At 66.7% G+C, this 26,060-nt stretch carries 23 protein-coding genes; 4 read left to right on the forward strand and 19 right to left on the reverse strand.

Annotated elements, in window-relative coordinates:
• Nucleotides 1–75: 75 nt before the first annotated feature.
• Both ACZK2G_RS18475 and ACZK2G_RS18480 read right to left on the reverse strand, forming a co-directional pair.
• On the reverse strand, nt 76–468 hold the full coding sequence (locus ACZK2G_RS18475; protein WP_478474072.1) for a VanZ family protein: 393 nt from the start codon (nt 466–468) through the stop codon (nt 76–78).
• Complete coding sequence (locus ACZK2G_RS18480) at nt 465–1,649, reverse strand: class I SAM-dependent methyltransferase (RefSeq protein ID WP_478474074.1); 1,185 nt, start codon at nt 1,647–1,649, stop codon at nt 465–467. Before ACZK2G_RS18480 ends, ACZK2G_RS18475 begins: the two co-directional genes overlap by 4 nt.
• 59 nt (nt 1,650–1,708) lie before the next feature.
• Here ACZK2G_RS18480 and ACZK2G_RS18485 point away from each other — a divergent pair, with 59 nt between their 5' ends.
• Nucleotides 1,709–2,446, forward strand: a complete 738-nt coding sequence (locus ACZK2G_RS18485) for a pteridine reductase (protein WP_006391894.1) — start codon at nt 1,709–1,711, stop codon at nt 2,444–2,446.
• A 65-nt stretch (nt 2,447–2,511) separates the two neighbouring features.
• Here ACZK2G_RS18485 and folK read toward each other — a convergent pair whose 3' ends face one another.
• Nucleotides 2,512–2,997, reverse strand: a complete 486-nt coding sequence (folK, locus tag ACZK2G_RS18490; protein ID WP_253078733.1) for a 2-amino-4-hydroxy-6-hydroxymethyldihydropteridine diphosphokinase — start codon at nt 2,995–2,997, stop codon at nt 2,512–2,514.
• Between the two features lie 92 nt (nt 2,998–3,089).
• Between folK and ACZK2G_RS18495 the strand changes: the two genes are divergently transcribed.
• Nucleotides 3,090–3,833: a proteasome-type protease gene (locus ACZK2G_RS18495; protein ID WP_046986314.1), complete on the forward strand. Its 744-nt coding sequence runs from the start codon at nt 3,090–3,092 to the stop codon at nt 3,831–3,833.
• Nucleotides 3,834–3,908: 75 nt separating this feature from the next.
• Here ACZK2G_RS18495 and ACZK2G_RS18500 read toward each other — a convergent pair whose 3' ends face one another.
• The 4 genes from ACZK2G_RS18500 to ACZK2G_RS18515 all read right to left on the reverse strand — a co-directional run bounded on the left by ACZK2G_RS18500 (nt 3,909) and on the right by ACZK2G_RS18515 (nt 8,350).
• On the reverse strand, nt 3,909–5,420 hold the full coding sequence (locus ACZK2G_RS18500) for an ATP-binding response regulator (RefSeq protein ID WP_012512119.1): 1,512 nt from the start codon (nt 5,418–5,420) through the stop codon (nt 3,909–3,911).
• A gap of 4 nt (nt 5,421–5,424) precedes the next feature.
• Nucleotides 5,425–5,865, reverse strand: a complete 441-nt coding sequence (locus ACZK2G_RS18505) for a response regulator (RefSeq protein WP_005411057.1) — start codon at nt 5,863–5,865, stop codon at nt 5,425–5,427.
• Nucleotides 5,862–7,679, reverse strand: a complete 1,818-nt coding sequence (locus ACZK2G_RS18510; protein ID WP_046986311.1) for a sensor histidine kinase — start codon at nt 7,677–7,679, stop codon at nt 5,862–5,864. Before ACZK2G_RS18510 ends, ACZK2G_RS18505 begins: the two co-directional genes overlap by 4 nt.
• 287 nt (nt 7,680–7,966) lie before the next feature.
• Nucleotides 7,967–8,350 carry a BON domain-containing protein gene (locus ACZK2G_RS18515; protein WP_012512120.1) on the reverse strand — a complete coding sequence of 128 codons (384 nt, stop codon included), beginning with the start codon at nt 8,348–8,350 and terminating at the stop codon, nt 7,967–7,969.
• Between the two features lie 171 nt (nt 8,351–8,521).
• Here ACZK2G_RS18515 and ACZK2G_RS18520 point away from each other — a divergent pair, with 171 nt between their 5' ends.
• Nucleotides 8,522–9,565 carry an oxidoreductase gene (locus ACZK2G_RS18520; protein WP_426355133.1) on the forward strand — a complete coding sequence of 348 codons (1,044 nt, stop codon included), beginning with the start codon at nt 8,522–8,524 and terminating at the stop codon, nt 9,563–9,565.
• Nucleotides 9,566–9,860: 295 nt separating this feature from the next.
• On the opposite strand, the gene gnd is transcribed toward ACZK2G_RS18520, so the two are convergent.
• The 8 genes from gnd to ACZK2G_RS18560 form a co-directional block, all read right to left on the reverse strand.
• The gene (gnd, locus tag ACZK2G_RS18525) at nt 9,861–10,766 is read right to left on the reverse strand and encodes a phosphogluconate dehydrogenase (NAD(+)-dependent, decarboxylating) (protein WP_046986309.1); all 906 of its coding nucleotides are present in this window, start codon (nt 10,764–10,766) and stop codon (nt 9,861–9,863) included.
• A gap of 10 nt (nt 10,767–10,776) precedes the next feature.
• Entirely contained in the window at nt 10,777–12,012 is a 1,236-nt protein-coding gene (locus ACZK2G_RS18530) for a hypothetical protein (RefSeq protein WP_136638983.1), read from the reverse strand.
• Nucleotides 12,013–12,029: 17 nt separating this feature from the next.
• On the reverse strand, nt 12,030–12,620 hold the full coding sequence (locus ACZK2G_RS18535; RefSeq protein WP_295378966.1) for a DUF2242 domain-containing protein: 591 nt from the start codon (nt 12,618–12,620) through the stop codon (nt 12,030–12,032).
• 247 nt (nt 12,621–12,867) lie between these two features.
• Nucleotides 12,868–15,045: a carboxy terminal-processing peptidase gene (locus ACZK2G_RS18540; protein WP_046986307.1), complete on the reverse strand. Its 2,178-nt coding sequence runs from the start codon at nt 15,043–15,045 to the stop codon at nt 12,868–12,870.
• Nucleotides 15,046–15,346: 301 nt separating this feature from the next.
• A complete protein-coding gene (gene lipA, locus ACZK2G_RS18545; RefSeq protein ID WP_136638952.1) occupies nt 15,347–16,357 on the reverse strand; it encodes a lipoyl synthase in 1,011 nt (336 codons plus the stop codon).
• A gap of 18 nt (nt 16,358–16,375) precedes the next feature.
• Entirely contained in the window at nt 16,376–17,086 is a 711-nt protein-coding gene (gene lipB / locus ACZK2G_RS18550; protein WP_478474078.1) for a lipoyl(octanoyl) transferase LipB, read from the reverse strand.
• Nucleotides 17,074–17,352, reverse strand: coding sequence for a YbeD family protein (locus ACZK2G_RS18555; protein WP_012512125.1), 279 nt, complete (start codon nt 17,350–17,352; stop codon nt 17,074–17,076). The genes lipB and ACZK2G_RS18555 overlap by 13 nt, the downstream gene beginning before the upstream one ends.
• 168 nt (nt 17,353–17,520) lie before the next feature.
• The gene (locus ACZK2G_RS18560; RefSeq protein WP_136638951.1) at nt 17,521–18,513 is read right to left on the reverse strand and encodes a CsgG/HfaB family protein; all 993 of its coding nucleotides are present in this window, start codon (nt 18,511–18,513) and stop codon (nt 17,521–17,523) included.
• A 359-nt stretch (nt 18,514–18,872) separates the two neighbouring features.
• Between ACZK2G_RS18560 and ACZK2G_RS18565 the strand changes: the two genes are divergently transcribed.
• Complete coding sequence (locus ACZK2G_RS18565) at nt 18,873–19,946, forward strand: lipid A deacylase LpxR family protein (RefSeq protein WP_136638950.1); 1,074 nt, start codon at nt 18,873–18,875, stop codon at nt 19,944–19,946.
• A 90-nt stretch (nt 19,947–20,036) separates the two neighbouring features.
• Here ACZK2G_RS18565 and ACZK2G_RS18570 read toward each other — a convergent pair whose 3' ends face one another.
• The 4 genes from ACZK2G_RS18570 to rodA all read right to left on the reverse strand — a co-directional run bounded on the left by ACZK2G_RS18570 (nt 20,037) and on the right by rodA (nt 25,909).
• On the reverse strand, nt 20,037–21,257 hold the full coding sequence (locus ACZK2G_RS18570) for a D-alanyl-D-alanine carboxypeptidase family protein (protein ID WP_046985793.1): 1,221 nt from the start codon (nt 21,255–21,257) through the stop codon (nt 20,037–20,039).
• A gap of 100 nt (nt 21,258–21,357) precedes the next feature.
• Nucleotides 21,358–22,629, reverse strand: a complete 1,272-nt coding sequence (locus ACZK2G_RS18575) for a septal ring lytic transglycosylase RlpA family protein (protein WP_253078328.1) — start codon at nt 22,627–22,629, stop codon at nt 21,358–21,360.
• The gene (gene mltB / locus ACZK2G_RS18580) at nt 22,626–23,771 is read right to left on the reverse strand and encodes a lytic murein transglycosylase B (RefSeq protein ID WP_046985795.1); all 1,146 of its coding nucleotides are present in this window, start codon (nt 23,769–23,771) and stop codon (nt 22,626–22,628) included. The genes ACZK2G_RS18575 and mltB overlap by 4 nt, the downstream gene beginning before the upstream one ends.
• Nucleotides 23,772–24,829: 1,058 nt before the next feature.
• A complete protein-coding gene (gene rodA / locus ACZK2G_RS18585) occupies nt 24,830–25,909 on the reverse strand; it encodes a rod shape-determining protein RodA (protein WP_136639057.1) in 1,080 nt (359 codons plus the stop codon).
• Nucleotides 25,910–26,060 lie beyond the last annotated feature (151 nt).

Genomic DNA, 26,060 nt, shown 5'->3' on the forward strand with positions numbered 1-26,060 from the left:
GGCGTGGATCTACTGAAATTCCATCCACGCTTGGCGTGGATCTACTGGTAGGTGCCAACCGTGGTTGGCACGCCTTTACCCCCGCCAGCGCAGCAGCAGGTCGCGCAGCGGGGTCAGCGCGGTGGCCATGCCGGCCAGCACGCCAATCGTGTTGGCCAGCGCATCCATCGGGTCGGCCATGCGGTTGCTGGTCAGTGTGCCCTGCGCGAACTCGATGCCGATGCCCATCAGCACCAGGCCCACGCCCACCCACAGCAGCGGGCGGCCACGACGGAACAGCTGCACCGCGCTGCCGGCGAGGATGAAATAGGCGAGGAAGTGCTCGCCCTTGTCGCTGTTTTCCGGCAGCGGGATCGGCGGCGGCGGGATCAGGCAGACCACGATCACCAACAGCACCGCCAGCGCCCACAGCACGGCCCACAGCCGCGGCCGCTGCAGCGGCTTGATCACCGGCAACACGTCACTCACAGGCGCCAGCTCAGGTCACCCAGCTCGAACGCCGGCTCGAAATCGACGCCCCGTTGCAGGCCGATAGCCTGGAAGCGCTCGCCCATCTCGGTCGGCAGGGTCAGCTTCTTCACCTGGTCACGCAGCTGGATGCGGCCGACCTCATCGGTGCGTTCCTCGGCCAGCAGCAGCACCTGGTCCAGGCCGTTGCCGAGCAGGAAACTGGCCTGGCTGCAGTAGCCAGCCAGCTCGAAGCCACCGTGCAGGCCAGCTTCGGCCAGCGCGGTGAAATCGACCGAAGCAGTGATGTCCTGCAGGCCCGGCCAGCGGTAGATCTCGTTGTGCACGTGCTGGCGATAGAACGCGCGCACGGTGCCGTCATCGCGATCTTCCATGTAGAACTCGCCACGGTTGTAGCCGTAGTCGACGAACAGCATTGCACCGCGCTGCAGGCCACCGGCCACCGCCTGCAGCCAATACGGCAGCTGCGGCAGCACTTCGGAGCGGTAGCCCTCGGCAAAGGGCTTTTCCAGGTAGCGTTCCAGATGGCGCACCGCACCGTTGAGCAGGATGTCGGCCGGCTGCGCTCCGCGGATGAAGTTGCCATCGCCATCGAGCTCGACGGTCTCCTCGTACACCTCGCCGTCCCTGATCAGGAAGCGCGGAGTCGGCAGCGCATCGATCACCTCGTTGGCGAACACCACGCCCTCCCAATCCTCTTCGAACGGGCGGTCGACCCAGTCGACGCGCGCGGCCAGCTCGGCCGGCAGGTTCTGCTGCAGACGCTGCTGCTGGCGCTCGCGCAGGTCCGCACTGGGTTCGAGGATGGCGTAGCGCGCCGGCAGTGCGTCCAGCTCGGCCAGGCGCAGCAGCACGGCTTCGGCGAAGGCGCCGGTGCCGCCGCCCAGCTCCAGCATGCGCGCCTGCGCGCCCAACTGGGCGAACACCGGGGCCAGTGCATTGGCCACGCTGCCGGCGAACAGGCTGCCGAGCTCGGGCGCGGTGGTGAAGTCGCCGCTGCCGCCGAACTTGCTGGCGCCGGCGCTGTAATAGCCCCAGCCGGGGGCATACAGGCACAGCTCCATGAACCGCGAGAACGGCATCGCCCCGCCCTGCGCAAGGATTTCAGCGCGCAGGGCGGCGGCCAGCTGGTCGCTGTGGGCCAGGGCATCGGCTTCGGGCAGAGGGAAGGTGGGCTGCATGGCGTCTTCGAATGCGGTGACAATGGTGCACAGGATAGCCGAGCCTTGGAGGACCCTCGATGAGCGACACCACCCCCGTGGTCCTGATCACCGGCAGCGCGCGCCGGATCGGCGCGGCCATTGCCCGCCAGTTCCATGCCTGTGGCTGGTCGGTGGTGCTGCATGCCAACACCTCCAGCGCCGAGCTGCAGCAGGCCGCGTTCGATTTCGACAACGTGCGCCCCGGCAGCGTGCTGGCGCTGCAGGCCGACCTGCGTGACGCCGACGCGCTGACCGATCTGGTGGAACAGGCCGTGACCCACTTCGGCCGCCTGGATGCGCTGGTCAACAACGCCTCCAACTTCTTCCCTACCCCGCTGGGCCAGGTCACCGCCGAGGCGATGGACGAGCTTTACGCGGTCAATGCACGGGCGCCCCTGCTGCTGTCGCAGGCGGCAGCTCCGTACCTGCGCCGCCAACACGGCTGCATCGTCAACCTGACCGACCTGCACGGCACCGACCCGATGCGCGACCACATCGCCTACACGATGGCCAAGGCCGCGCTGGAGATGGCCACCCGCTCGCTGGCGCTGGAACTGGCGCCGAAGGTGCGGGTCAACGCGGTCGCCCCCGGCGCGATCCTGTGGCCGGAACAGGGCAAGGACGATTTCGCCCGCGAGGCGCTGCTGGCGCGCACGCCGTTGGCACGGATCGGCACCGTGGAAGAGATCGCCGAGGCGGTGTACTGGCTGGTGGCCGATGCCAGCTTCGTCACCGGCCATACCCTGCGCGTGGATGGCGGGCGTACGGTCAGCTGAGGCGTTGCCGGGATGCATGATGGGGTCAGATCCCTTTTCCAGGCAGGAAAAGGGATCTGACCCCTTCATTCGAGGTCCACGACCTCGAACGCTTCGCCAAACTGCCTGTGCGCACGCCACAGCGTGGCCAGGTCCTGGCCGCTGACCGGGTCGACGAAGCCCGGCGCAATGTCCGCCAGCGGCTTCAGTACGAAGGCATGCTTCAGCTCCGGGCGAGGGATGCGCAGGTGGCCAGGGCCCTCCACCACCAGGTCGCCGTAGAACACCACATCGATGTCCAGGGTCCGGTCGGAGAAGCGCGGGCCACTGCGGTCACGCCCGTGCGCGTCTTCCAGCGCATGCAGCCAGTCGTCCAGTTCCTGCAGTGGCAGGTCGGTCTCGATCGCCACCGCATTGTTGAGGAAGGCCGGGCCATCGAAGCCGACCGCAGCGGTACGGTAGGCGGGTGACACCTGCAGCGCGCCGAAGCGCTCGCGCAGGGCCGTCACCGCGGCGTGGAGGTAGCGGCGGGGCTGGACGTTGCTGCCCAGGCTCAGGAGCACGGTGGTCATGCGGTTCAGGTGACGGCACTTGGGGGGGCGTGGACATGCCGTCGTCACGGCGGCCTGCCTACAATCCGGGACGCACATGATAGGGCACCGACATGACCTATTGCGTTGGAATCGAGGTGGACGAGGGCCTGGTCTTCGCCGCCGACACCCGGACCAATGCCTCGCTGGACGATGTGCGCGTGCACCGCAAGCTGCACGTGTTCGAGTACCCCGGCCAGGCAGCCTACGTACTGATGGCGGCTGGCAACCTGGCCACCACCCAGCTGCTGGTGTCGCGCCTGGTCCGCGACGCCGACGAGCGGCGTACGCCCAACCTGCGTGACATGGCCCACCTGTTCGAGGCCGCGGCCTACGTCGGCCAGTTGCTGGTCGACAGCCAGGTCAAGACCGAGCACAGCGAGCACGGCCATGACGGGGTCAACACCCAGGCCACGCTGATCTTCGGCGGCCAGGTTGCCGGTGAACGCCCAGGGCTGTACATGGTCTACCCCTTGGGCAACGCCATCGCCGCCTCGCCGGAGACGCCCTACCTGCAGATCGGCGAATCCAAGTACGGCAAGCCGATCCTCGACCGCATCCTCAGCCCGGCAACACGCCTGGAAGATGCCGCACGCACGGCCATCGTCTCGCTGGACTCCACCATCCGCTCCAACCTGTCGGTGGGCCTGCCGATCGACCTGGCGCTGCTGCGCGACGGCGAACTGCGCATCGGCCAGCAGCTGCGGCTGGGTGCGGATTCAGCGCTGTATGCGGACATCCACCAGAACTGGTCGCGGCGGCTGGAACAGGCGGTGGACAGCCTGCCGCGGTTTCCGTGGGAAACCGCCGAACGGTAGTACCGGCCGCTGGCCGGCAACCGCAATGATCCCACCACACGCAGACGCCGGCCAGCGGCCAGCACTACCGCGGCGTCAGCCCAGCGCTTCGGCCACCGCGCGGAACACCTGCTGCATCTGCAGCGGCTTGCGCAGCACATGCACTTCCACGCCAGCGGGGAATGCATCGGCCGATACATCCACCGTTGCGTCTTCCAGCACCAGCGCCGGGCCGCGATAGCCCAGTACAGCCATCTCGCCCAGCAGCTGACTGGCCGGCAGCAGCTTGGAACCGGCGTCGGCGATCACCAGTGCCGGCAACGCCTCCTGCTGCATCCAGCGCAGCGCCGCCGGACCATCGGACGCCAGTTGCAGCTGATAGCCCTGGCTGGACAGCGCATTGCCGAGCAGCGACAGGCGGGTGGCTTCGCCATCGACCACCAGGATCGACTGGCCACTGCCCAGCGCCACCAGCTGCTCGATCGGCTCGCTGCCATCAATGGCCTCATGCATCGGCAGACGCAGTTCGAAGCAGGTGCCCTGCCCCGGCTGGCTGCTGACGTGGATGCTGCCGCCGGCGCCTTCAACGATGCGCTTGCAGGAAATCAGGCCCAGGCCGGTGCCATCGGCCTTGGTGGTGAAGAACGGGTTGAACAGGTGCGAGAGCGTGTCCGCATCCATGCCGATGCCCTCATCGACCACACGGATCTGCATCCAGTCCACGCCATCGCGTTGGCCGGCATGGCTGGCGGTCAGGCTCAGCCGGCCCCCGTTGGGCATCGCCTGGATCGCGTTGAGCGCCAGGTTCAACATCACCTGCTGCAGCTCTGTGTAATTGGCATCGACCACCAGGCCCTGGTCCTGCACCTGCAGTTCCAGGCGCACGGCATCGGGCACGTTGCTGCGCAACAGGAGTGCCACCGCATCGAACAGGCCATCGATCTCGATGCGTTCACTCGGCTTGCGCGAGCCACGCACGAACGACAGCATCGATTCGGCCATCTCGTGGCCACGACGACCACACTCGGCGATGACGTCGGCCAGGTGGTGCAGCTGTGGATCGTCGGTACGGGCCTTCAGCAGGTCCGGCATGATCAGCAGCGGCTGCAGGATGTTGCGCAGGTCATGGCTGAGGCCGGCGGCGAGCAGCGACAGGCTCTCCAGCCGCTGCGCGCGCATCAGCTCGGTTTCCACGCGTGCGCGTTCAACAGCGCTGCGCGCCTCGCGGATCGCGCGCGCCACCGCCGACGGCAGGCGCGCCGGCAGGTGCTTGATGATGTAGTCGTTGGCACCCTTCTGCAGCGCCGCCACTGCGTTCTCCTCACCCATGGTGCCGGAGACGAAGATGAAGGGCACTTCCGGTGAGGTCTCACGCACGATGCGCAGTGCATCGTCACCGGAGAACCCCGGCATGCTCAGGTCGGACAGCACGATGTCCGGCACGAACGCAGCCAGCGCCTGGCGCAGCTCGACCTCGCTCTCGACACGCTCGAAACGGGCTTCCAGGCCCGCATCGAGCATCTGTTCGGACATCAGCTCGGCATCTTCCGGGGAATCTTCCACCAGCAGGATGCGCAGCGCCCCCAGGGCGGGACCGGTCAGGGGCATGGGCTCACTCGAGTTCCGGTGCCTGGTTGATCAACGCCCAGAACTTGCCCAGGGTCTGCACCGCGCCAAAGAACTGGTCCACGTCCACCGGCTTGACCACGTAGGCGTTCACGCCCATGTCCCAGCTGCGGGCGAGGTCGCTTTCCTCGCGCGAGGACGACAGGATCACCACCGGCAGGCGCTTGAGTTCTTCGTGCTCGCGGATCTGCCGCAGCACTTCCAGGCCATCCATGCGCGGCATCTTGATGTCCAGCAGCAGCACCGCCGGCAGGCCTTCCTCACGGTTGGCGAAGGCGCCGCGGCGCAGCAGGTAGTCCATCACTTCCACGCCGTCTTCGACGTGCACGATGGGATTGGCCAGACGCGCCTCTTCCAGAGCGTCGATTGCCATTTCGGCATCGGCCGGGCTGTCTTCGGCGAGAAGAATGGTGCGCAGAGTCGTCATGCAGAGGGACCTTGTTTGTCCGCGTCGATCGCGGGAGGCAGGTAGAAGTGGAAGGTGGCGCCGACGTCAGGCTCGGCTTCTGCCCAGATACGGCCGCCATGGCGGGTCAGCACGCGGCGCACGCTGGCCAGGCCGATGCCGGTACCCGGGTAGTCGCTGGCCTTGTGCAGGCGCTGGAACACACCGAACAGTTTGGCGGCGTACGCCATGTCAAAGCCTGCACCATTGTCGCTGACCGTGAACTGATGACCACCGTCGGGCTGCAGCTGGTAGTCCACGCGGATCTTTGCCGGCTCGCGGTTGCCCGAGTACTTCACCGCGTTGCCGAGCAGGTTCAGCCAGACCTGGCGGATCATGTTTTCATCGCCGACCACGATCGGCAGCGGTGCGATGCTCCACTCCACCTGATGCGCATGGCCGTTGTTTTCGGCCTCGGCCTGCAGGTTGGAATCGAGCATGGCACGGGTATCGGCCACCAGCGACTGCATGTCCACCGCCTGCTGGCGCATCGCCACGCGCCCCAGGCGCGAGTAGACCAGCAGGTCGTCGATCAGGGCTGCCATGCGCCGCGCCGAACTGGAGATCACTTCAAGGTAATGGCGGCTCTTGTCGTCGGCCTGCTCGCCCAGATGGCGCGACAGCTTGTCGGAGAAACCAGCAACATGGCGCAGCGGCGCACGCAGGTCGTGCGAGACCGAATAGCTGAACGCCTCCAATTCGCGGTTGACCTCCGATACCTGCGCCACCTTGCCCTCCAGCTGGCGGTTCAGCTCTTCCACGCGCAGCTGCACGGCCCGCTGCACGGTGACGTCACTGACGGTCATCAGCACCACCTCGTCATCGGTATCGGGCAGCGGCATGCGCCGGGCGTTGAGCAGCATGTAGCGCACCATGCCGTCGGCGGCGCGCTGTTCGTGCTCGAAGTCCCATAGTTCGCGGCCACGCAGCAGCACATCGGACAGTCGCTGGCGCATGACCGGATCCCGCCAGGCGCCATCACCGACCGATTCCAGCAGCAGGCCATCGGCACGCTCATCCTGCAACCCGTACAGCTCAGCAAATGCAGGATTGTGCAGCTGTACGCGCAACTCACGATCCAGCAGCACGATCGGCTCACGCACAGTCTGCAGTACCGACGCCGCGCGCGCGGCCGAGCGCTGCGATTGCTGCTCCGCATGCAGGCGGCGGCCGATCTGCCGCTGCAACAACCACAGCACCAGGCCCAGCAGGGCCAGCTGCACCACCAGCGAGCTCCAGGAAACAAACTCGGTCTGCCTGCGCTGGCGTGCGGCCTGCTCGGCGCGCAGAGCCAGCAACTTTTCCTCGCTGGCCTGCAGCTCCTCGACCAGGCCACGGATCGGGTAACGCGTGCTCAGGTCCTGCACCAGTTCACGCTGGTCGCTGTTCGGTTCGGACTTGGCCAGCTCGCGCGCGACCGCCAAGCGCCCGTCCAGCATCGACTCGATGCGGCCGATGCGGATCAGCTGTTCGGGATTGTCGCGGGTCATGCGGCCGAGCTGGGCCAGCCGGCCCGGTATTTCATTCGCTTTGGCCATGCGCTCACGCAGGCCCGGCGCGTCCACACCCTTGGACAGCGTCAGCGCAGCCGATTCGACATCGCGGACATCGGCCTGCAGCTGTTGCAGGGCCACGCCCACGGCCTGGGTGTGGCTGACCCAGGCCATCGCTTGTTCGTTGTCCTGCTGCAGTTTGCGCAGGGTCAACCACGGCACCACGATGATCGCGGCAGCCGCCAGCGCCAGGGCCGGCAATCGCCAGCGATCCCAGACGTCATCACTGAAAACCTGCGCCATAGTTCCTCGTCAGCACTGCCGCGGAGCGTAGGCCGATACCGGCCCGGCTGCGGCGGAACGGGCAATATAGCGCAGGCGGTCACAACTCTGGAGTTTCCAGCCTGGTTGGCTGAACGGGCTCCGGAAACCCACGGTAGGGCCGGGCGGGGCCGTCGGCTCTGCTTCGTAGAGTCGAGGTCGCTCGACTGCTCGGGCGGTTGACTCGGGGGTTGATCTGCAGTGGAGCGAGCCGAGGAAACTCGAATCTACCCGGGCAGTGGGCGCCCCATGCGGGGCGCCCACCGGGTTCAGCGCTTGGCGGCCGCGCTGACCTTCAATGCGGCGGCATCGACGCGGGTCACGCCCTTGATGCCCTTGGCAGTTGTGACCGCCTTGTCTTTCTCGGCCTGGGTGGCCACGGCACCGCTCAGGCTGACCACGCCATTCACCGTTTCCACCTTGATTTCGGTGCCCGGGACGTTGCTGCTGGCCAGCAGGTCGGCCTTCACCTTGGTGGTGATCCAGCTGTCGGTCACCGGCTCGTTGGAATCATGGCGGTCGGCGTGGGTGGCCGGATGAGTGCTGGTCGGCGGGCTCTTCGCGGCCGGATCCTTGGCGAATGCGGCCGAGGAGGACAGCGCCAGGCCCAGCGTCAGGGCGGAAGCAATCAGCGTGCGGGTGGTATTGCTCATCGTGTCGTACTCCTTCGGGATGTGCTGCCAGTCTGGACACACCGGCGTAGAGCAGGCGTGGCGTTACGGTCATGCCGCCGTGAATCAAAGCGTTTCCAACGGCAACGGTTCAGTTTTGGCCTGCCATCCCCCGTCGTTTACCCTGCCCTTCCCCACTGCCGGAGCTCTGCCATGCGCCCCGACCTGCAACTGGCCCTGATCGGCTACGGCCTCGCCGGCCGCGTCTTCCATGCGCCCCTGATCCAGCACACGCCCGGCCTGGTGCTGCACAGCATCGTCAGTTCGCAACGCGACACGCTGCTGCGCGCGTTCAGCGACGTGCACGTGCGTGCCACGCCGCAGGAAGTGTTCGGCGATCCTGCAGTGGATGCGGTAGTGATTGCCACACCGAACGAACAACACGCTCCGCTGGCCATCGCGGCGTTGGCCGCGGGCAAGCACGTGCTGGTCGACAAACCGTTCGCGCTGGACGTGGCCGAAGCGGAAACGGTATTGGCTGCGGCGCGCGACGCCGGGCGCATCGCTACGGTGTTCCAGAACCGGCGCTTCGACGCCGACTTCCTCACCCTGCAGGCACTGCTGGCGCAAGGCGTGCTGGGTGATGTTGCCGAATGCCACGCGCACTTCGACCGTTACCGGCCGCAGGTGCGCGACCGCTGGCGCGAGCAGGATGGCCCCGGCAGCGGCCTGTGGTACGACCTGGCACCGCACCTGCTGGACCAGATGCTGGAGCTGTTCGGCTGGCCACAGTCGATCGATGCCGATCTGGCCGTGCAGCGCGAAGGCGGCAGCGGCATCGATTACTTCCATGCGGTGCTGCACTACCCACGGCTTCGCGCAATCGTGCATGCCGGTTCGCTGGTTGCGGCGCAGACACCACACTTCAGCGTGCATGGCAGCAAGGCCAGTTGGATCAAGCACGGCCTGGACGTGCAGGAAGCGCAGTTGCGGCGTGGGGTTGCGCCGGGGGCGCCAGGCTGGGGCATCGATCCACGGCATGGTGAGCGGGTGCACTGCGATGCGGAGGACAACGTGCAGCGCAGTACTGTCGACAACCTGCCCGGTGACTACCGGCGGTTGTATGCGCAGTTCGCGGCGGCGATGCATGGTGACGGCGAAGCGACGGTCAGCCCGATGCAGGCGCTGCAGCTGATGCGGTTGCTGGAGGCGGGGATGGTCAGTGCGCGCGAAGGGCGGCGGGTTCAGTTGGGGTGACCGGCAGGGCTGCGCCCTGCACCTGCCGAATCAACGGCAACGTCAACGTCAAAGCAATAGCTGGCTATCCATGGGATGGCGGGGGGGCCGCTCACGCCCCCGCAACCGGACCCACTCCGCCTTCGACAGTTGTCCGCGCCCGACGGTAGGTGTCGACCTTGGTCGACACATCCACGCCAGGCGTGGATGACGTGGGAACGATCGGAGACGGCTTTTGTAGAGTCGAGCCAGCTCGACTGGCTTCATGGGGTCAGAGCCCTTTCCTGCGGAAAGGGATCCGACCCCACCGCAGTGATTACGACTTCTTGATGGCGTGGCCGCCGAATTCGTTGCGCATCGCCGACAACAGGCGGTCGGTGAACGAATTCGATTCACGCGAGCGCAGGCGTTCCAGCAGCGACAAGGTGATCACCGGCGCCGGTACATCCAGTGCGATCGCTTCGGCAACCGTCCAGCGACCTTCGCCGGAGTCTTCCACGTACGGTGCAATGCCATCCAGCGACGGATTGCGCTTGAGCGCCTCGGTGCTAAGGTCCAGCAGCCACGAACGCACCACGCTGCCGTGGCGCCACACCTCGGCCACCTGGGCCAGGTCCAGCTCCATTTCCTGCTTGCGCTCCATCAGTGCGAAGCCTTCGGCGTAGGCCTGCATCATTCCGTACTCGATGCCGTTGTGGACCATCTTGGTGAAGTGGCCGGCGCCGGACGGGCCGACACGCGCCCAGCCGCGGTCTTCGGCCGGTGCCAGCGTGCGCAGCAGCGGTGCGACCTGCTCCACCACCGACGCTTCACCACCGACCATCAGGCTGTAGCCTTCCTGCAGGCCCCACACGCCACCGCTGGTGCCGCAGTCGACATAACCCAGGTCGTCCTCGGCCAGCGCCTTGGCGCGGCGGATCGAGTCCTGGTAGTTGGAGTTGCCGCCATCGATGACGATGTCACCCTCGGCCAGGTGCGGGGTCAGCTGGCCCAGGGTCTGGTCGACGGTTTCGCCGGCCGGCACCATCAGCCACAGCACGCGCGGTACCGGCAGGGCGGCGACGGCCGCGGCCAGCGAATCAACCACTTCCAGGCCGGCCTCGGCAGCGCGCTGGCGGGCGCCCTCGCCCGGGTCGTAGCCGACCACGCGGTGGCCGCCGCGATGCAGGCGCTGGGCCATGTTGGCGCCCATGCGGCCGAGGCCGATCATTGCAATGTCCATTGTTTCACCTTCAGTTGGGGTCTAGGGTCAGGCTGCCTGGCCTGCCGGTAGCCGCGCAGTGGCGCAGCTGCGCCTCGCGCCAACGCCGGTAGAGCGTGGTATGCAGATTGTGCACCGCCAGATCGATCGAAAACGGCGTTCGCGGGTTGCGATCAAGCAGGCGGGCGATGTGGTAGCCGATGGGACGTATACCGCGCGGGTGCACATAGATCACGAACTGCTGGTAGAACGGATCGTCCAGCAGCTGGTCCATTCGCGCGAGCGTGTCGTGGTAGCGCGGTTCCAGCCGTGCACGAAGGTCCGGGTCGCGCTCGAACAGCAGCCGCTCGAAGTAGCGCCGGCCGACGCGCGGAATACGCTGCGCCAGCGTCCACAGTTCGGCATTGCGCTGGTCGTACCAGGCCAGGCCGCCATGCTCAGCCAGTGCCTGCGCGGCGCCCTCGCCCACCTCGACCACGACGAAGTTCTCGGCCTGGTTGCTCAGGTCATCCAGCGTGCCCTTGTCATACACATGCTCGATGAAACCGGGCACGCCAACGAAGGCCTGCCGCCCCATCGCCGACGTGCGCACCGCCTTGCCATCGGCGAAGAAATCGCCGGCATGCGCGCCAAGCAGGATGCTGTCGGTCTTGTGCAGGGCGAGGAAGGTGCCGATCGACAGTTCATCCGCTGCGAACTCAGTATCGAACGCAGCATCGCCATACAGCTCTCGTTGCGTGGCCAGCTGCGCGACCTGGCGGCCGACCCCGCATTCGGCACGCACGGCACCGCTGTAGAACGCCTGCAGCGCCTGACTGTTGCCCGCGCTGGGCACGAAGCCACGGCCGAAACTACGCGTGCGCTGCCAGCCCTGTGCCTGCGCGCCCTCCAGTCCGAAGCCGATCCAGCCCAGCTGCGGGCCGGAGAAGCGGAAGGCCGGGTTGTCCTGCAATGCCGAGGCCGTACGTTGCGTGGCTGCCCCCAACTGGAAGGCATAGGCGCAGACCGTGGCCGGATCGTCCAGCAGTTGCTGCAGCAGCGCCTGTCGAGCCTGGGTCGGCAATGCCGTCGGCCAGCGCACGCGCAGATCACCTGCCGCCTGCGCTTCAGCCAGCGACGCACGCGTGCACACCGGACCACCCTGCACCTGTGGCGCGGCCACCGTCGCCTCGTCGAATTGCCAGCCCAACCGCTGCAGCAGGCCCTGCGTGCAGTCGATGGGAGCTGCCGTGACCAGCGGCGGGGCCAGCAACAGGGCCACGCACATGAACCTGCCGCGCACGCTCAACCCTGGTCCAGGCTGGCCGGTGCGGGTTCCGGTGGTGCGGTCGGAGGCGGCGCGGGCGGGGCTGCGGCCGCTGGCAGATACTGCTGCAGGCGCTGGAAGAAGCGGCGATAGAACTCGGCATCGGTGACCGTGCTGCTGGCCACTTTCACCAGCGAGTCGTCATTGCTGCCGAACGGCAGCGACACCGAGCCCAGCGCACCGACACCGACACTGGCTGAGGTCGGGCTCTTCTTCAGCGCGTAGCGGTCCTGCACCGCGCTGACGAACACCAGCGTCTGGCTGCCACGCGGCGCGCAGGAGATGCGCAGCACCAGCTGTTCGTGGTCATCCTCGCGCGGCTGGAAGTTCTTGTTGCCTTCCACCTGTGTGTCGTCGGAACGGGCGATTGCGTAGCCCTGGCTGAGCAGCGTGCGCCGCGCAGCCTCGCAGGCGTCAGCCGCGCGGCCATCGACGGTGCGCGAGAAGGTATCGCCGGAATCAAAGGATTCGCGCAGCACGGTGCTGTCGGCGGCACGACCACCGCAGGCCGACAGGATCAGGGCGCTGGCGAGCGCCACGGCAGCACTGGAAAAACGGGAGGCCCGCATGGGTACTCCTGCGAGGACAGTACGGCCAAGGGTAGTCCCGCGCCCGTGTGCGGCAGGTCGAAAGTACGCCCACCAGACCCCGTCGTTGCGGCCTGTTCATGCACCGGTAGCGCCGGGCCATGCCCGGCGGAAGCGCGCGATCCACTTCGCTCGCCGGGCATGGCCGGACGCCACTTGGAATGAGGTCCTCAAACGCAAAGGGGCCGGCAATGCCGGCCCCTCGGGTATCTAACGTCGTCGCCCCGGCTCAGTCAGCCCAGCGACCGGCACCAGTGGACTGCGGCAGCACCTGCGCCGACAGCGGGCGATCGTTGGCCAGCAGGTTCACCGCATCGGACAGGATCGACGCGGACTCGCGCAGCAGCGGGTCCGGACGCTTCTCGGCAGCCTTTTCGCGGGCGGCATCCTTGACGATGTCGCGCTCGTTGCCGGTCAGACCGTCATCGCTACTGTCATCGGCCAGCGGGTCCAGGGCCAGGCCCAGTTCCTTGCGCATCACCTGGCGCTCCTTGCGCTGGGTGTCCTGGCGCTCACGCTCTGCGCGACGGGTGGCCTCGTTGAGCGAGATGTACTTCTTCGCGGCCTCGGTGCGGAACTGCTGCACGTCCTCGTTCCACCACTGGAATTCCTTGTCGGCGGCAATGCGCGCGTCATGGCGGGTTTCCAGCTTCGGCAGCAGAGGCGCGAAGTTGCCGTACTGGGTGTGCGGCACGGCGGCGATGCGGGTCCACGGCAGCGCGTTGTCGTAGGTGCTCTCGCCGAATTCGGTTGCATCGACGCTGGCCGGGAACGCCAGGTCCGGCACCACACCCTTGTGCTGGGTGCTGCTGCCGCTGATGCGGAAGAACTGGGCGATGGTCAGCTTGACCTGGCCGAAGCGCTGGGTTTCGCCACTCGGCCAACGGTCGAGGTCGACGATGTTCTGCACGGTGCCCTTGCCGAAGCTGGTCTCACCGATCACCAGTCCACGACCGTAGTCCTGGATGGCGCCGGCGAAAATCTCGGAGGCAGAGGCCGAACCGCGGTTGATCAGCACCGCCAGCGGGCCGTCCCAGGCCACGCCCTGGTTGCGGTCGCTGTTGACGGTGATGCGACCACCGGATTCACGCACCTGCACCACCGGGCCCTGCTCGATGAACAGACCGGTCAGTTCAATGGCTTCATCCAGCGAACCACCGCCGTTGTTGCGCAGGTCCAGCACCACGCCGTCCAGCTTGTCGTTCTTGAAGCCGGCCAGCAGCTTGGCCACGTCGCGGGTCGCCGAAGCGTAGTCGGCGGCATTACGGCGACGGCCTTCGAAGTCCTGGTAGAAGGTCGGCAGCTTGATCACGCCGATCTTGCGTGCCGGCTCGCCGTTGGCAGCCGGAATGCTCATGGTCTCGCCCTTGGCGGCCTGTTCGGCCAGGCGCACCTTCTGCCGGGTCAGCACCAGGGTGTGGTGCTTGCCGTCGGCACCTTCGGCCGCCGGAATGAACTCCAGCTTGACCTCGGTGTCCTTGGCGCCGCGGATCTTGGCCACGACATCGTCGATGCGCCAGCCGATCACGTCCTCGACCAGGCCGGACTTGCCCTGGCCAACGCCGACAATGCGGTCACCCGGCTTCAGCGTGCCGTCCACCGCCGCCGGACCACCGGCGATGATCTCGCGGATCACCACCACGTCGTCCTGGCGCTGCAGCTGCGCGCCGATACCTTCCAGCGACAGCGACATCGCCTGGTTGAAGTTCTCGGCGGTGCGCGGGGTGAAGTAGTCGGTATGCGGATCGACCGCGCTGGTGTACGAATTCATGAAGAACTGGAAGACGTCTTCGCCCTTCAGTTCGTTGACCGATTTCTGCAGCGTCGCATAGCGCTTGTCCAGCGTCTTGCGGATGTCGTCCGGCTTCTTGCCGGCCAGCTTCAGGCGCAGCCAATCGTTCTTGACCGACTTGCGCCACAGCTCGTCCAGTTCGGCACTGCTGGCCGCCCACGGCACCTTCTTGCGGTCGTATTCGAAGCGCTCGTCGGCGGTGAAGTCCGGCTCCTGCTTGAGCAGCCTGCGTGCATACGCCACGCGTTCGCCGACCCGCTGCTTGTACACGGCAAACACCTGGAACGCCGGCTCCAGCTCGCCACCACGGATGGCCGAGGAAATGTTCGCCTCGAACGGCGCGAAGCGCGCCACGTCGGCCTGGGTGAAGTACTGCTTGCCGCCGTCCAACGTTTCCAGGTAACGCTTGAACACGTCCTTGGAAGTTGCCTCGTCCAGCGCGCGCGGCCGATAGGCGTAGCGGCTGTCGGACAACAGGCCGTACACCAGCTTGGAGGTGGTCACCTGATCGGCAGTTGCCGCTGCGGGCAATGCAGGCGAGTCGGCCTTGGCCGCCAGCGCCAGCGGCGCGACCAGCGCCAGGGCCATCAGGAATGCGGGGGCTTTGAATTTCATTGACGTGCTCGAAGGCGCCTTGCCAAGGGGGAGACTGCGGGGTGTTCAGACACCACGACAGTGCCGAAAGTTGCCGGGTTTGTCACCCGGCCGCGCTCGGTGGAAAACCAGCCTAGCGGGGCCGGTGTAGCAAATTGTGAATGCAGGCGAAGGCACGGCCGAGCCCTTGCTCGGCAGGCCGCCAGCAAGCAGCCGAGCATGGGCTCGGCTCTATAGCAGGCAAAGGCGTGCGAACCAAGGTTCGCACCCACCGGGACGGTTCGCACCCACCGAAGGTGGCGGGCCGCGCCCGCCCGGGGCCTCAGGAGACCCCTGCGCCCTTGGCCTGGACGTCGGCGTGGTACGACGAGCGCACCATCGGGCCGGAGGCCACGTGGCTGAAGCCCAGCTCGTAGCCGTAGTCTTCCAGCGCCTTGTAGTCTTCCGGCGTCCAGTACTTCAGCACCGGATGGTGGTGCGCGGTCGGCTGCAGGTACTGGCCGATGGTGATCATGTCCACGTCATGCGCGCGCAGGTCGCGCATGGTGGCCTTGATCTGTTCGAACTCTTCGCCCAGGCCCAGCATGATGCCGCTCTTGGTCGGCACCTCCGGATGCTGCGCCTTGAAGTTCTTCAGCAGGTTCAGCGACCACTGGTAGTCCGCACCCGGACGCACGTTGCGGTACAGGTCCGGCACGGTTTCGATGTTGTGGTTGAACACATCGGGCGGGTTCTGCGCCAGGATCTCCAGCGCGCGCTCCATGCGGCCCTTGCCACGGAAGTCCGGGGTCAGCACTTCGATGCGGGTGCCCGGCGACTTCTCGCGGATGGCGGTGATGCAGTCGACGAAGTGCTGGGCACCGCCGTCGCGCAGGTCATCGCGGTCGACGCTGGTCACCACCACGTACTTCAAGCCCATGTCGGCCACGGTCTGGCCGAGGCTGGCCGGCTCGTTGGCATCCGGTGGCTTCGGGCGGCCATGGGCGACGTCGCAGAACGAGCAGCGGCGGGTGCAGACTTCGCCGAGGATCATGAACGTTGCCGTGCCGTGGCCGAAGCACTCGTGGATGTTCGGGCAGCTGGCTTCCTCGCACACCGTCACCAGGCGGTTCTCGCGCAGCTTGGCCTTCAGGTTCTGCACCGCATTGCCCGAGGGAATGCGCACGCGGATCCAGGACGGCTTGCGCAGCACCGGCGCGTCGGCGAACTGCACCGGCGAGCGGTTGATCTTGTCACCGCCCAGCTGCTTGACCCCGGCCTGCAACGGCGCGGCGGACGGAGAATCGCCCTGCACGATCTGCAGGGGAATGGAACGGGCGGTGGATTCAGTCATGGCAGTTCCGGGTGGCGGTCAGGCGGCCGCAGAAAAATCAGGCAGTTCGGGCGTGTGCTGCAGCAGCAGGCCGAACTGGCGGGCCAGGTGGTCCAGCAGCACCGGCTTGACGGCATCCATCCCGGAGGGGCCACCCAAGTCTACCACCGAGGTCACCTGCAACCCCTGATAGCCACAGGGGTTGATACGGTGGAAGGGTTCCAGGTCCATGGCCACGTTGAAGGCCAGGCCGTGGAAGGTGCAGCCACGGCGCACGCGGATGCCGAGCGCGGCGATCTTGGCGTTACCGACATAGACGCCGGGGGCGCCCTCGCGGCGCTCAGCGCCGATGTTCCATTCGGCGAGCGTGTCGATGATCGCCTGTTCGATGCGGCACACGTAGTCGCGCACGCCGATACCCAGCCGCGGCAGGCGCAGCAGCGGATAGACCACGATCTGGCCGGGGCCGTGGTAGGTCACCTGGCCACCACGATCCACGTGCAGCACCGGGATCTCACCCGGCGCCAGCACGTGCTCATCCTTGCCAGCCTGGCCGAGAGTGAACACCGGATCGTGCTCGACCACCCACAGCTCGTCGGCATCGGCGTCGCTACGCTGGTCGGTGAAGCGCTGCATGGCACGCCACACCGGCTCATAGGCCTGGCGACCGAGATCACGGACCAGCGCCGGACGCGGCGCGCGGTGCTCAGGGGCGGCTTCGGCCGGGCAGCTGTCGGCTACAGCGTCCACTTCACTTCCGGATGGTCACGCAGTGCCTGGTGCGCCAGATCGTACTGTTCGCGGCTCTCGGCCTTGAACACCATGCGCACAGACACGTACTTGCCGTTGGTCGAGTGCTTCCAGCTGATGCGTTCATTGACCACATCGATACCGGCAGCCAGCAGCAGGCGGGGAAGCTCATGTTCCAGGCCGCGGTTGGCCGGGCCCATCGCGCTGAGCTCGAACTGGCCGGGGAACTGGAAGCCGTGGTCGGGGTTGTCGGACTTGATTTCCATGCCCCCATTATCGGGCCGCAGGGCAACAAACCCAAGAGTATTCATCAACGTCAAACGCGGCATCTGCGGGCCGCTGCGTTGCAAGGGGGCCTACACATGGAAAAGGCCGGCCCGTGAAGGCCGGCCCCTGGCAGGACACATACCGCACGCGGCCGGTATGCAGGCCGCTTACTTGGCCGTTTCCATCAGGGTGGAGTTGACCCAGCCCTTGTTGCCCATTTCGTCTTCCACTTCCCACATCGTGCCTTCCTTGACACCGGTGGGGTACAGCAGCATGCCCGGCTCCAGCGAGCGTACCGGCGCGCCGGTGCCCTTGGCATTGGCCAGCAGGCGACCGGCCTTGAGCATGGTCACGGCCTGGCCGGCGTTGGCGGCCGACGCATTGGCCGGAAGGCCACCCAGCTCGGCCACCATGTTGGTGTAGGCCTGCAGGTAGGCCAGGGTGATCACCTGGCCGATTTCGGTATTGGCATAGCCGCCCACGCCCATGGCCCCGATGCCGCCGCCGCCGAACAGGCCGCCACCAGCGCCCCAGCCCAGGTCGGTCTTCTTGGAGTTGCCCTCGACAATGGCCACCTGCTCGGAGGAGCGCACGTCGGTCAGGGTCAGGGTCACGTCGGCGGTCTTGCTGCGGAAGTTCAGCCCGCCGACCACGGCACCGGCCTTGCCGCCGATCAGGCCACCCAGCAGGCCACCGATGGCGTTGCCGCCGGAGTTGCTGTTCTGCGAGATCAGGTCGGGCACCAGCACGTAGTCGGCGGCACGGATCTGGCCCTTGCCGATGTTGGAGCGGCCGCGCAACTGGCCTTCGCTGGCCAGCGCGCGCTCAGCCTGGGCCGCCGCCATGCCGACCCCACGGTCCACCAGCGTGAAGCACTTGGACTTGTTGACGAACACCTTGATCAGCTTCGAAGGCGCCGGCAGCTGCTGGCCGGTCCACCAGTTCACAACGTCTTCCGGCTCGATCACCGAGATGGAGCCCAGCGGCTTGGTGCACACCGGAATCTCGGCCTGGCCCTTCTTGCTCTGCTCCTGGGCAGAGGTACGGCTGTTGGCAAAACTGTCACGCAGGCCAGCCGAAGCCGGGGCACTGATGGCCACCAGACCGACACCCAGCAGCGCGCAGGCCAGCGCATGGGCGAGCGAATTCGATTTGTTCATTTGAGTCATCCAGCACCTCGCCGACGGCGAAGCACAATCCATGGGTTGAGAAAGGGTCTGGGACCTGAATCCTTTGCGACGCCCCCCAGGCGTCGGCGCAGAGAATAGGGCAAGGTGCCCCCAACCACAACCGCAGCTGACTGGACGTGCGGTTTGGCCCCCGCCGGGGCGCGCGACCGGTCCCGAGCACGGGTCCACCGGCACCCGTCCCTGCCCGCAGTCCCCCACATTCCGTATCACATCGTGTCGGATGGACAATGTTGTTTTCGGAACAGACAAGTGAGCGCCGTGTGGTCGTTTCACGGACCGCCTGGGGGTACCGTGTCGCGGCTGAAAACGACAAATAGAATCCGCCCCCCATGAGCCCCCCTTCCAAACGCTGTTTCGCAGCCTTCGGGCTGTCTGGCCTGCTGGCCACCGCCCTCCCCCTTGCTGCCCAGGCAGCTGAACAATGTGGTCCGGACGCGATGCGCGACCATCCGCCGCAGATCAACTTCCGCGTCGACAACGACCTGTTTGGCGGCCGCCACCAGGACCAGGGCTATACCAACGGCGCGCAGCTGACCCTGGTCTCGCCGAATCTGGTCGACTACACCGATGACCCGTGCCTGCCGCGTATGGCGCGTTGGGTGAACCAGTACCTGGAAGGCCTGCACCCGGGAAAGTTCGAACAACAGAACATGATCTTCAGCATCGGCCAGGGCATCTTCACCCCGACCGACCCGACGCGCCGCGACCTGATCGAGGATGACCGCCCGTATGCCGGTGTGCTGCTGGCCAGTTTCGGCTTCAACGCGCGCAGCGGCGACCGCCTGCAGACCACCCAGCTGGCGCTGGGCGTGGTCGGCCCGTGGGCGCAGGGCAAGCAGGTGCAGGATGCGGTGCACAACATCCTCAACGACAAGAAGTTCGAAGGCTGGGACAACCAGCTGCACAACGAGCCGGTGTTCATGCTGACCCACGAGCGCATGCGGCGCTGGCCGGCCGATGCCAGCGTCAATGCCGGCGGCTGGGGCTGGGATGCGATCAGCCACTACGGCGGCGCGATCGGCAACCTGGAAACCAAGGCCAACGCCGGTGGCGAAGTGCGCTTCGGCTGGAAGCTGCCCGACGACTTCGGCAGCACGCCGTTGCGCCCGGCCGGCGAAAACACCGCGCCGACACGTGGTGGACGTGCCAGCGGCTGGTCGTGGCACATGTTCTTGACCACCGACGCGGCGTGGGTGATCCGCGACATTACGCTGGACGGCAACACGTTCCGCAGCAGCCACAGTGTGGACAAGCGCCACGTGGTCGCACAGGGCGGTTATGGCATTGCAGTGATGCGCGGCCGTTGGAAGTTCGCGGTGGCGCGCTACCACAGCACCCGCGAATTCGATGGCCAGCGCCAGTCGCCCGTGTTCGGCAGCTTCACCATCAGCCGGTCGCTGTAAGGTAGTTGCCGACCGTTGGTCGGCACACCGATTCCAACGGAAAAGGCCGGCATTCGCCGGCCTTTTCCGTTCACCACGCCAAGGCGTGGATCATTCCGATTCCCACCACATCCAGAAGCTGTCCCACAGGCGCTTGAAGAAGCCGGCCTGCTCAACGGCAGCGACCGCCACCAGCGGCGCTTCGGCCACCAGCTTGCCATCCAGCATCACCTTCACGGTGCCGATCTGCTGGCCGGCGGTGAACGGTGCTTCCAGGGTCTTGGGTACGTCGATGCTCGGCTTCAGGTCGTTGTAGCGACCGCGCGGCACGCTCACCAGCATCGGCTGGGCCACGCCCAGCTGCACCTTGTCGGTGGTGCCCTTCCAGACCTTGTGCTCGGCCACGGCCTTGCCCGGCTCATACAGGCGGTGGGTCTCGAAGAAGCGGAAGCCCCAGTTCAGCAGCGCCAGGCTGTCGTCGGCACGCTGCTTTTCCGAAGCGCCACCCAGCACCACGGCCACCAGGCGCTGGTCGCCGCGCTGGGCAGAGCTCATCAGGCAGTAACCGGCTTCCGAGGTGTGGCCGGTCTTGATGCCGTCCACGCTGCCATCGCGCCACAGCAGCAGGTTGCGGTTCGGCTGCTTGATGTTGCCGACCTGGAATTCCTTGATCTTGTTGTACGCGTAGGTTTCCGGGTAGTCGCGCACCATCGCGCGGCCCAGCAGGGCCAGGTCGTAGGCGCTGCTGTGATGGCCCGGGGCGGTCAGGCCGTGGGCGTTCACGAAGTGCGAGTTCTTCATGCCGATCTTGGCAGCGTAGCTGTTCATCAGCGAAGCGAAGGCTTCTTCGCTGCCGGCCACGTGCTCGGCCAGGGCGATCGCGGCGTCATTGCCGGACTGGATCGCCATGCCCTTTTCCATGTCTTCCAGGCGTGCAGTCTGGTTGACCGGGAAGCCGCTGTAGCTGCCATCGGTACCCGCGCCACCTTCGCGCCAAGCGCGCTCGCTCATCATCACCTGGTCGTCCGGACGGACCTTGCCGTTCTTGACCTCGGCGGCGATCACGTAGGACGTCATCACCTTGGTAATGCTGGCCGGGGCCAGCTGTTCGTTGATGTTTTCACCAGCCAGCACCTGGCCGGTTGCGTAATCCATCAGCACCCAGGCTTTGGACACGCTGGGCGCGGGTGCCGGCGGGGTGGCGACGGTGGCCGGGGCAGCAGCGGCGGCGGCAGGCGCCGGCGTCGCCGGGGTCGGCAGCGGCGTCTGGGCGGAGGCCAGGCCCACCACCAGGGTGGCGGCCAGGGCGGTGGCGGCGGAACGGAAATTCATTGGACAGCAGGCTCCAGGGGACGGCCGGGAATGGAGGGTGGAACGTAACGGCCATTGTAAGGCCGGGGGAGCATGGGCCGGCAGCACCGGCCCGGGCGGATCAATCCTTGACGATCTGCGGCGAACCCAGGCCCAGACCGGCGATGCGGCCGGCAAGTTCCGCGGCACTGGCATGGTCGCTGGCGGGAACGCGCAGGCGGAACAGGGTGCGGCCACCGGCAGCGATGTCGCTGATGGTCGCGCCGACGATACCGGCGGCGTTGAGCTGGCCCATCGCGCGGTTGGCGTTGTCGCGGCTTGAGAAACTGGCGACCTGCACCATCACCGCGCCCACTACCTGCTGCGACAGGCTGGGTGCCGCTGGCGTGGTGCGGACCGGCGCCGGCGCAACAGCGCGCGGCGTGGTGCTGGCAACGACCGCCTGTGCCGGCGCGGTGCCGCGTACCGGCGGCGCACTCGGCGGCAGGCTGCTGACCGCCACGTCCGGCACGGTGCTGGCCACGCCCTGGGTGGTGGCCGGCTGGCCGCGCGCCGGCATGCCCTCGGCAGGAAGGCCCTTGACCAGGCGATCGATGTCACTGTCGGCGGCGGCACGTGCGGCCGGTACCGGCCGCGCACTGGCCACCGCAGTTGCCGCAGCGGCGGCTTCCGCAGCCCGGCGTTCGCGACGAGACGGCTTCTGCGCCATCAGGTTGCTTTCGCCCGGCTGCAGCGCGCGCACTTCGACGTTGCCGGTGCCGCGCTGGGTAATGCCCAGGCGCACGGCGGCCGCATAGCTGAGATCGACCACGCGGCCGTCGTGGAACGGGCCACGGTCATTGACGCGCACGATCACCGATTCGCCGTTGTCCAGGTTTGTCACGCGGGCGAAGCTGGGCAGCGGCAGCGTCTTGTGCGCGGCGGTGAACTGGTACATGTCGTAGACCTCGCGGTTGGAGGTCAGGCGGCCATGGAACTTGGCACCGTAGTACGACGCGGTACCGCGCTCGACATAGTTGCGGGTGTCGTCGAGCACCTTGTAGGACTTGCCCAGCACCACGTACGGGGTCTTGTTGCCGATCGCCGAGCGTTCTTCCGCGGTTACTTCCGGCTCGGGGATGCAGGCCACGTTGGGAATGTAGTCTGGCGTGCTGTCACGCACGCCCGGCTTGTACAGGCCACCGGCAGTGTAGTTGCCGCGGGTATTGAGGTCTTCCTTGGCGGCCGCATACGGCGAGCCCTCCGGGCAATGCGCCGGGCGTGAGCCACGGCCCTGCACCAGCGTACCGCCGGACTTGCCGCCATGGCCGGCCGTGGCCGGCTTCTTCGGCGCGCTGCTGCAGGCAGCCAGCGCGAGGACGATCAAGCCTGGGACCAGCCATCTGATGTTCATGCCGGGGGCAGCTCCTGTCCGGCGATGGCCTGGGACAACTGGAACACGGCCATCGCGTACATCTTCGAGAGGTTGTAGCGGGTGATCGCGTAGTAGTTCTGGAAGCCCAGCCAGTACTGCTTGCCGGCGCTGCCTTCAAGGGTGATCGGGGTAGCGGTGGCGCCCGGCTGTACCGCTGCGTTCGGCTGGTAGCCGCGCTGCGCCAGATCGGCCAGCGACCAGGTGGGCATCCACTCGGTCGGGTTGAATTCCTCGCGGCCAGCAGCCAGCGTTGCTGGCACGGCGACCTGGCCACCACGTACCCAGCCGCCCTTCTTCACGAAGTAATTGGCGATGGACGAGAACACGTCGTCATAGCTGGTGAACAGGTCGCGGCGACCATCGCCGTTGCCGTCAACGGCGTAATCCAGATAGCTGGACGGCATGAACTGGCCCATGCCCATCGCACCGGCATAGCTGCCCTTGAGCGTAGTGATGTCCAGGTTTTCTTCGCGGCCCAGCTCGAACAGCTTGGCCAGCTCATCGCGGAAGAACAGTTCGCGGCGCACTTCGCGCTCCAGCTTGGCCGGGTCGCCACTGCGCGGGTAATAGAACGCCAGCGTGTACAGCGCATCGAGTACGCGATGGCTGCCGGCGTTCTTGCCGTAACTGGTTTCCACGCCGATGATCGCCACGATCACTTCAGCCGGCACCCCGGTGCGCTGCTGCACGCGATCCAGTTCGGCACGGTGCTGGGCCAGGAACGCGCGGCCGCCATCGATGCGTGCCTTGCTGATGAACATCGGCCGGTATTCGTTCCACGGCTTGACCCGTTCGGCCGGGCGCGACATGGCGGCGATGATCGGCTGGCGCACCTGCGCCTGGTCGAGCACGCTGCTGATCTGCTCCGGCTTCAGGCCGTAGCGCTTGGCGGTATCGGCAATGAACCGTGCCCGCGCAGTCTCGAACGGGACCGGGGTGAGGTCGACCGGCGGCGCGGTGGCAGCGGTGGCTTCAGGCGCGGCCTCGGCCGGGCCATGGGCCTTGGCGGCAGGTTGGCGCGGCGTACTGCTGGCCTGGGGCGAAGACGGTGGGGACTTCGGCTGGGTCGCGCAGGCGACCAGGCCGAGGGTGAGCATGCAGGCCAGAGTGCGTCGAATCATCGTCGCAGGTTAGCAGGTCATGGATGAATTAAAACCCCTAACACCATGAATCACAACGATTTGCCTGCGAGCAGCGGGAAATGTGAAGACCTCGTGATCCCGCTTCCCCATTCAGATAGAGGTTGCCGGTTGCGTCCCCATCCCCGCAGACGCAACCGGCGACCGGATCCGGTCGGTACCTGCGCGGCTGCCGCTCCCCAGTGGCAGTACCCCCCGCTCCCTGTACCCGTTGGACCAGTACTGCTTCCCGCCCGACGCCCCCTCGCGCTGCAACGATTGACGGCGCGCCGTGCCGAACGGGCCGCCATTGTGCAGGCCGATTACGACAAGTCCATTGATCAGGATCAACGCGCTGTAAAAGTGTGAACCAGATAACGTTTTTTACGGACTTTGGTCGGCGGGCGTGCTGCCGTGCATCGTCGTGAGAACGCTTCCACAACGGGCGTTGCGCAGAGTCAGGAAGTTTCCATCCAACGGCGCAGCCCCTCGTGGGTGGAGTTGGTCGCTGAAAGCGGGATTGCTGAGGGCTGGCCGGGTGGGTGGGCAGTGCGGGGACGCCGTGAACCCATCCATGGGGGCTTGGCCGCGGCATCCATGCCGCGGACACCCCGCACTGCCCACCCACCCGGCCGCTGACAGATTCCGTGTTCGTCCACCCACGGAAAAGAAAATAAACTTCAGAAGCGGGTCGCGCGCTGCGCTTGCTCGTGAGCCGAGCATGGCTATGCCGGTCGTCCTGACCGGCACCCTTCGGGCCGTCGCCGTGGGCGATGTTGGCAGCGGCTCCTGCCGGTGCCTTCGGCTCTACACAAGGCAATGAAGCGATCCGCCAGGCCGCTTTTGCTTTTGATCTTCTTTTTCTTCTCCGTGGGTGAACGCGCCCGAAAACTGTCAGAGGGCGGGCGCGGTGGGTTCGCGGGACCGTTGGCGCCATGGATGGCGCCATCGAGCCCCCAAGGACGGGTTCACGGCGTGTCCCGCGAACCCACCGCGCCCGCCCCACACATGACCCGCGTTACGCGACCACCCACGAGGGGCTGCGCCGTTGGCTGGAAACCCTATCCCCCGTGCACCGGCCGGTGCCCACGTACCGCCATCACCAATCCGATACCGGCCAGCAGCGAGACCGCCGATGTCCCGCCGTAGCTGATCAACGGCATCGGAATGCCCACCACCGGCAGCAGGCCGGAAATCATTCCACCGTTCACCAGTACATAGACGAAGAACGCCAGCCCCAGGCTGCCGGCCAGCAACCGTGCATGGGTGTCGCGTGCCTGCACCGCGATCCACAGGCAGCGCCCGACCACAAATAGGTAGAGTGCGAACACTGTCGCCACGCCGATCCAACCGAACTCCTCGGCGAGCACTGAAAATGCGAAGTCGGTCGTGTACTCGGGCAGGAAATCCAGTGTCGCCTGCGTACCCTGCCCCCAGCCACGGCCCTGCCAGCCTCCGGAGCCGATGGCGATGCGAGACTGCAGGATGTTCCAGCCGGTGCCGAGCGGGTCCGCCGCTGGGTCAAGGAAGGTCAGCACGCGATCCTTCTGGTACTGCCGCAGCAGTCCGAACCACGCCAGTGGCGCGGCCACCGCCAGCCCCGCCGCACCCGTCGCCACCCAGCCCCAGTGCAGGCCGGCCAGCAACAACGCAAACACGCCGCTGGCGGTCACCAGCGTGGCGGTGCCGAGGTTGGGCTGCATCAGGATCAGAACCGCTGGCACGCCAATCAGCACCACTGCGGTGAGTACCGTGCGTGGCGACGGCGGCAACGGCTGCCGATGCAGGTACCAGGCCATCATCAACGGCAGGCTGAGCTTGAGCAGTTCGGACGGCTGCAGGTAGAACACGCCCAGGTTGAGCCAGCGCTGCCCGTACTTGCCGGTGCCGATCACATACACCGCCATCAGCGGCAGCATCGACAGTGCATACAACGCAGGCGTCCATGCGCGCAGACGCAGCAGCGAGACACGCGACAGCAGCCACATTGCCAACAGACCACCGGCGAAGCGCGCCGCCTGCCCGGCCACCGGACCGGACACGCTGTGCAGCACCGCCAGGCCGGCGGCCATCAGGATCAACAGCGCGACCAGCAACGGCAGATCGATCGTGCGCACCGCCTCACGGCAGCCGCCAAGCATACGTTTCCATTCCACGCGGCCACGGTAGCAACGGGCGCTTGCGTGAAGCTGTCATGGTGCTTCTGCGTTTGTAGCGTCGAGCCATGCTCGACTGCTTCCGAGCTGTGGGGTCAGATCCCTTTTTCTTGTGGAAAAAGGGATCTGACCCCAC

This window comes from Stenotrophomonas sp. 107298_Sma (genome assembly GCF_056480345.1).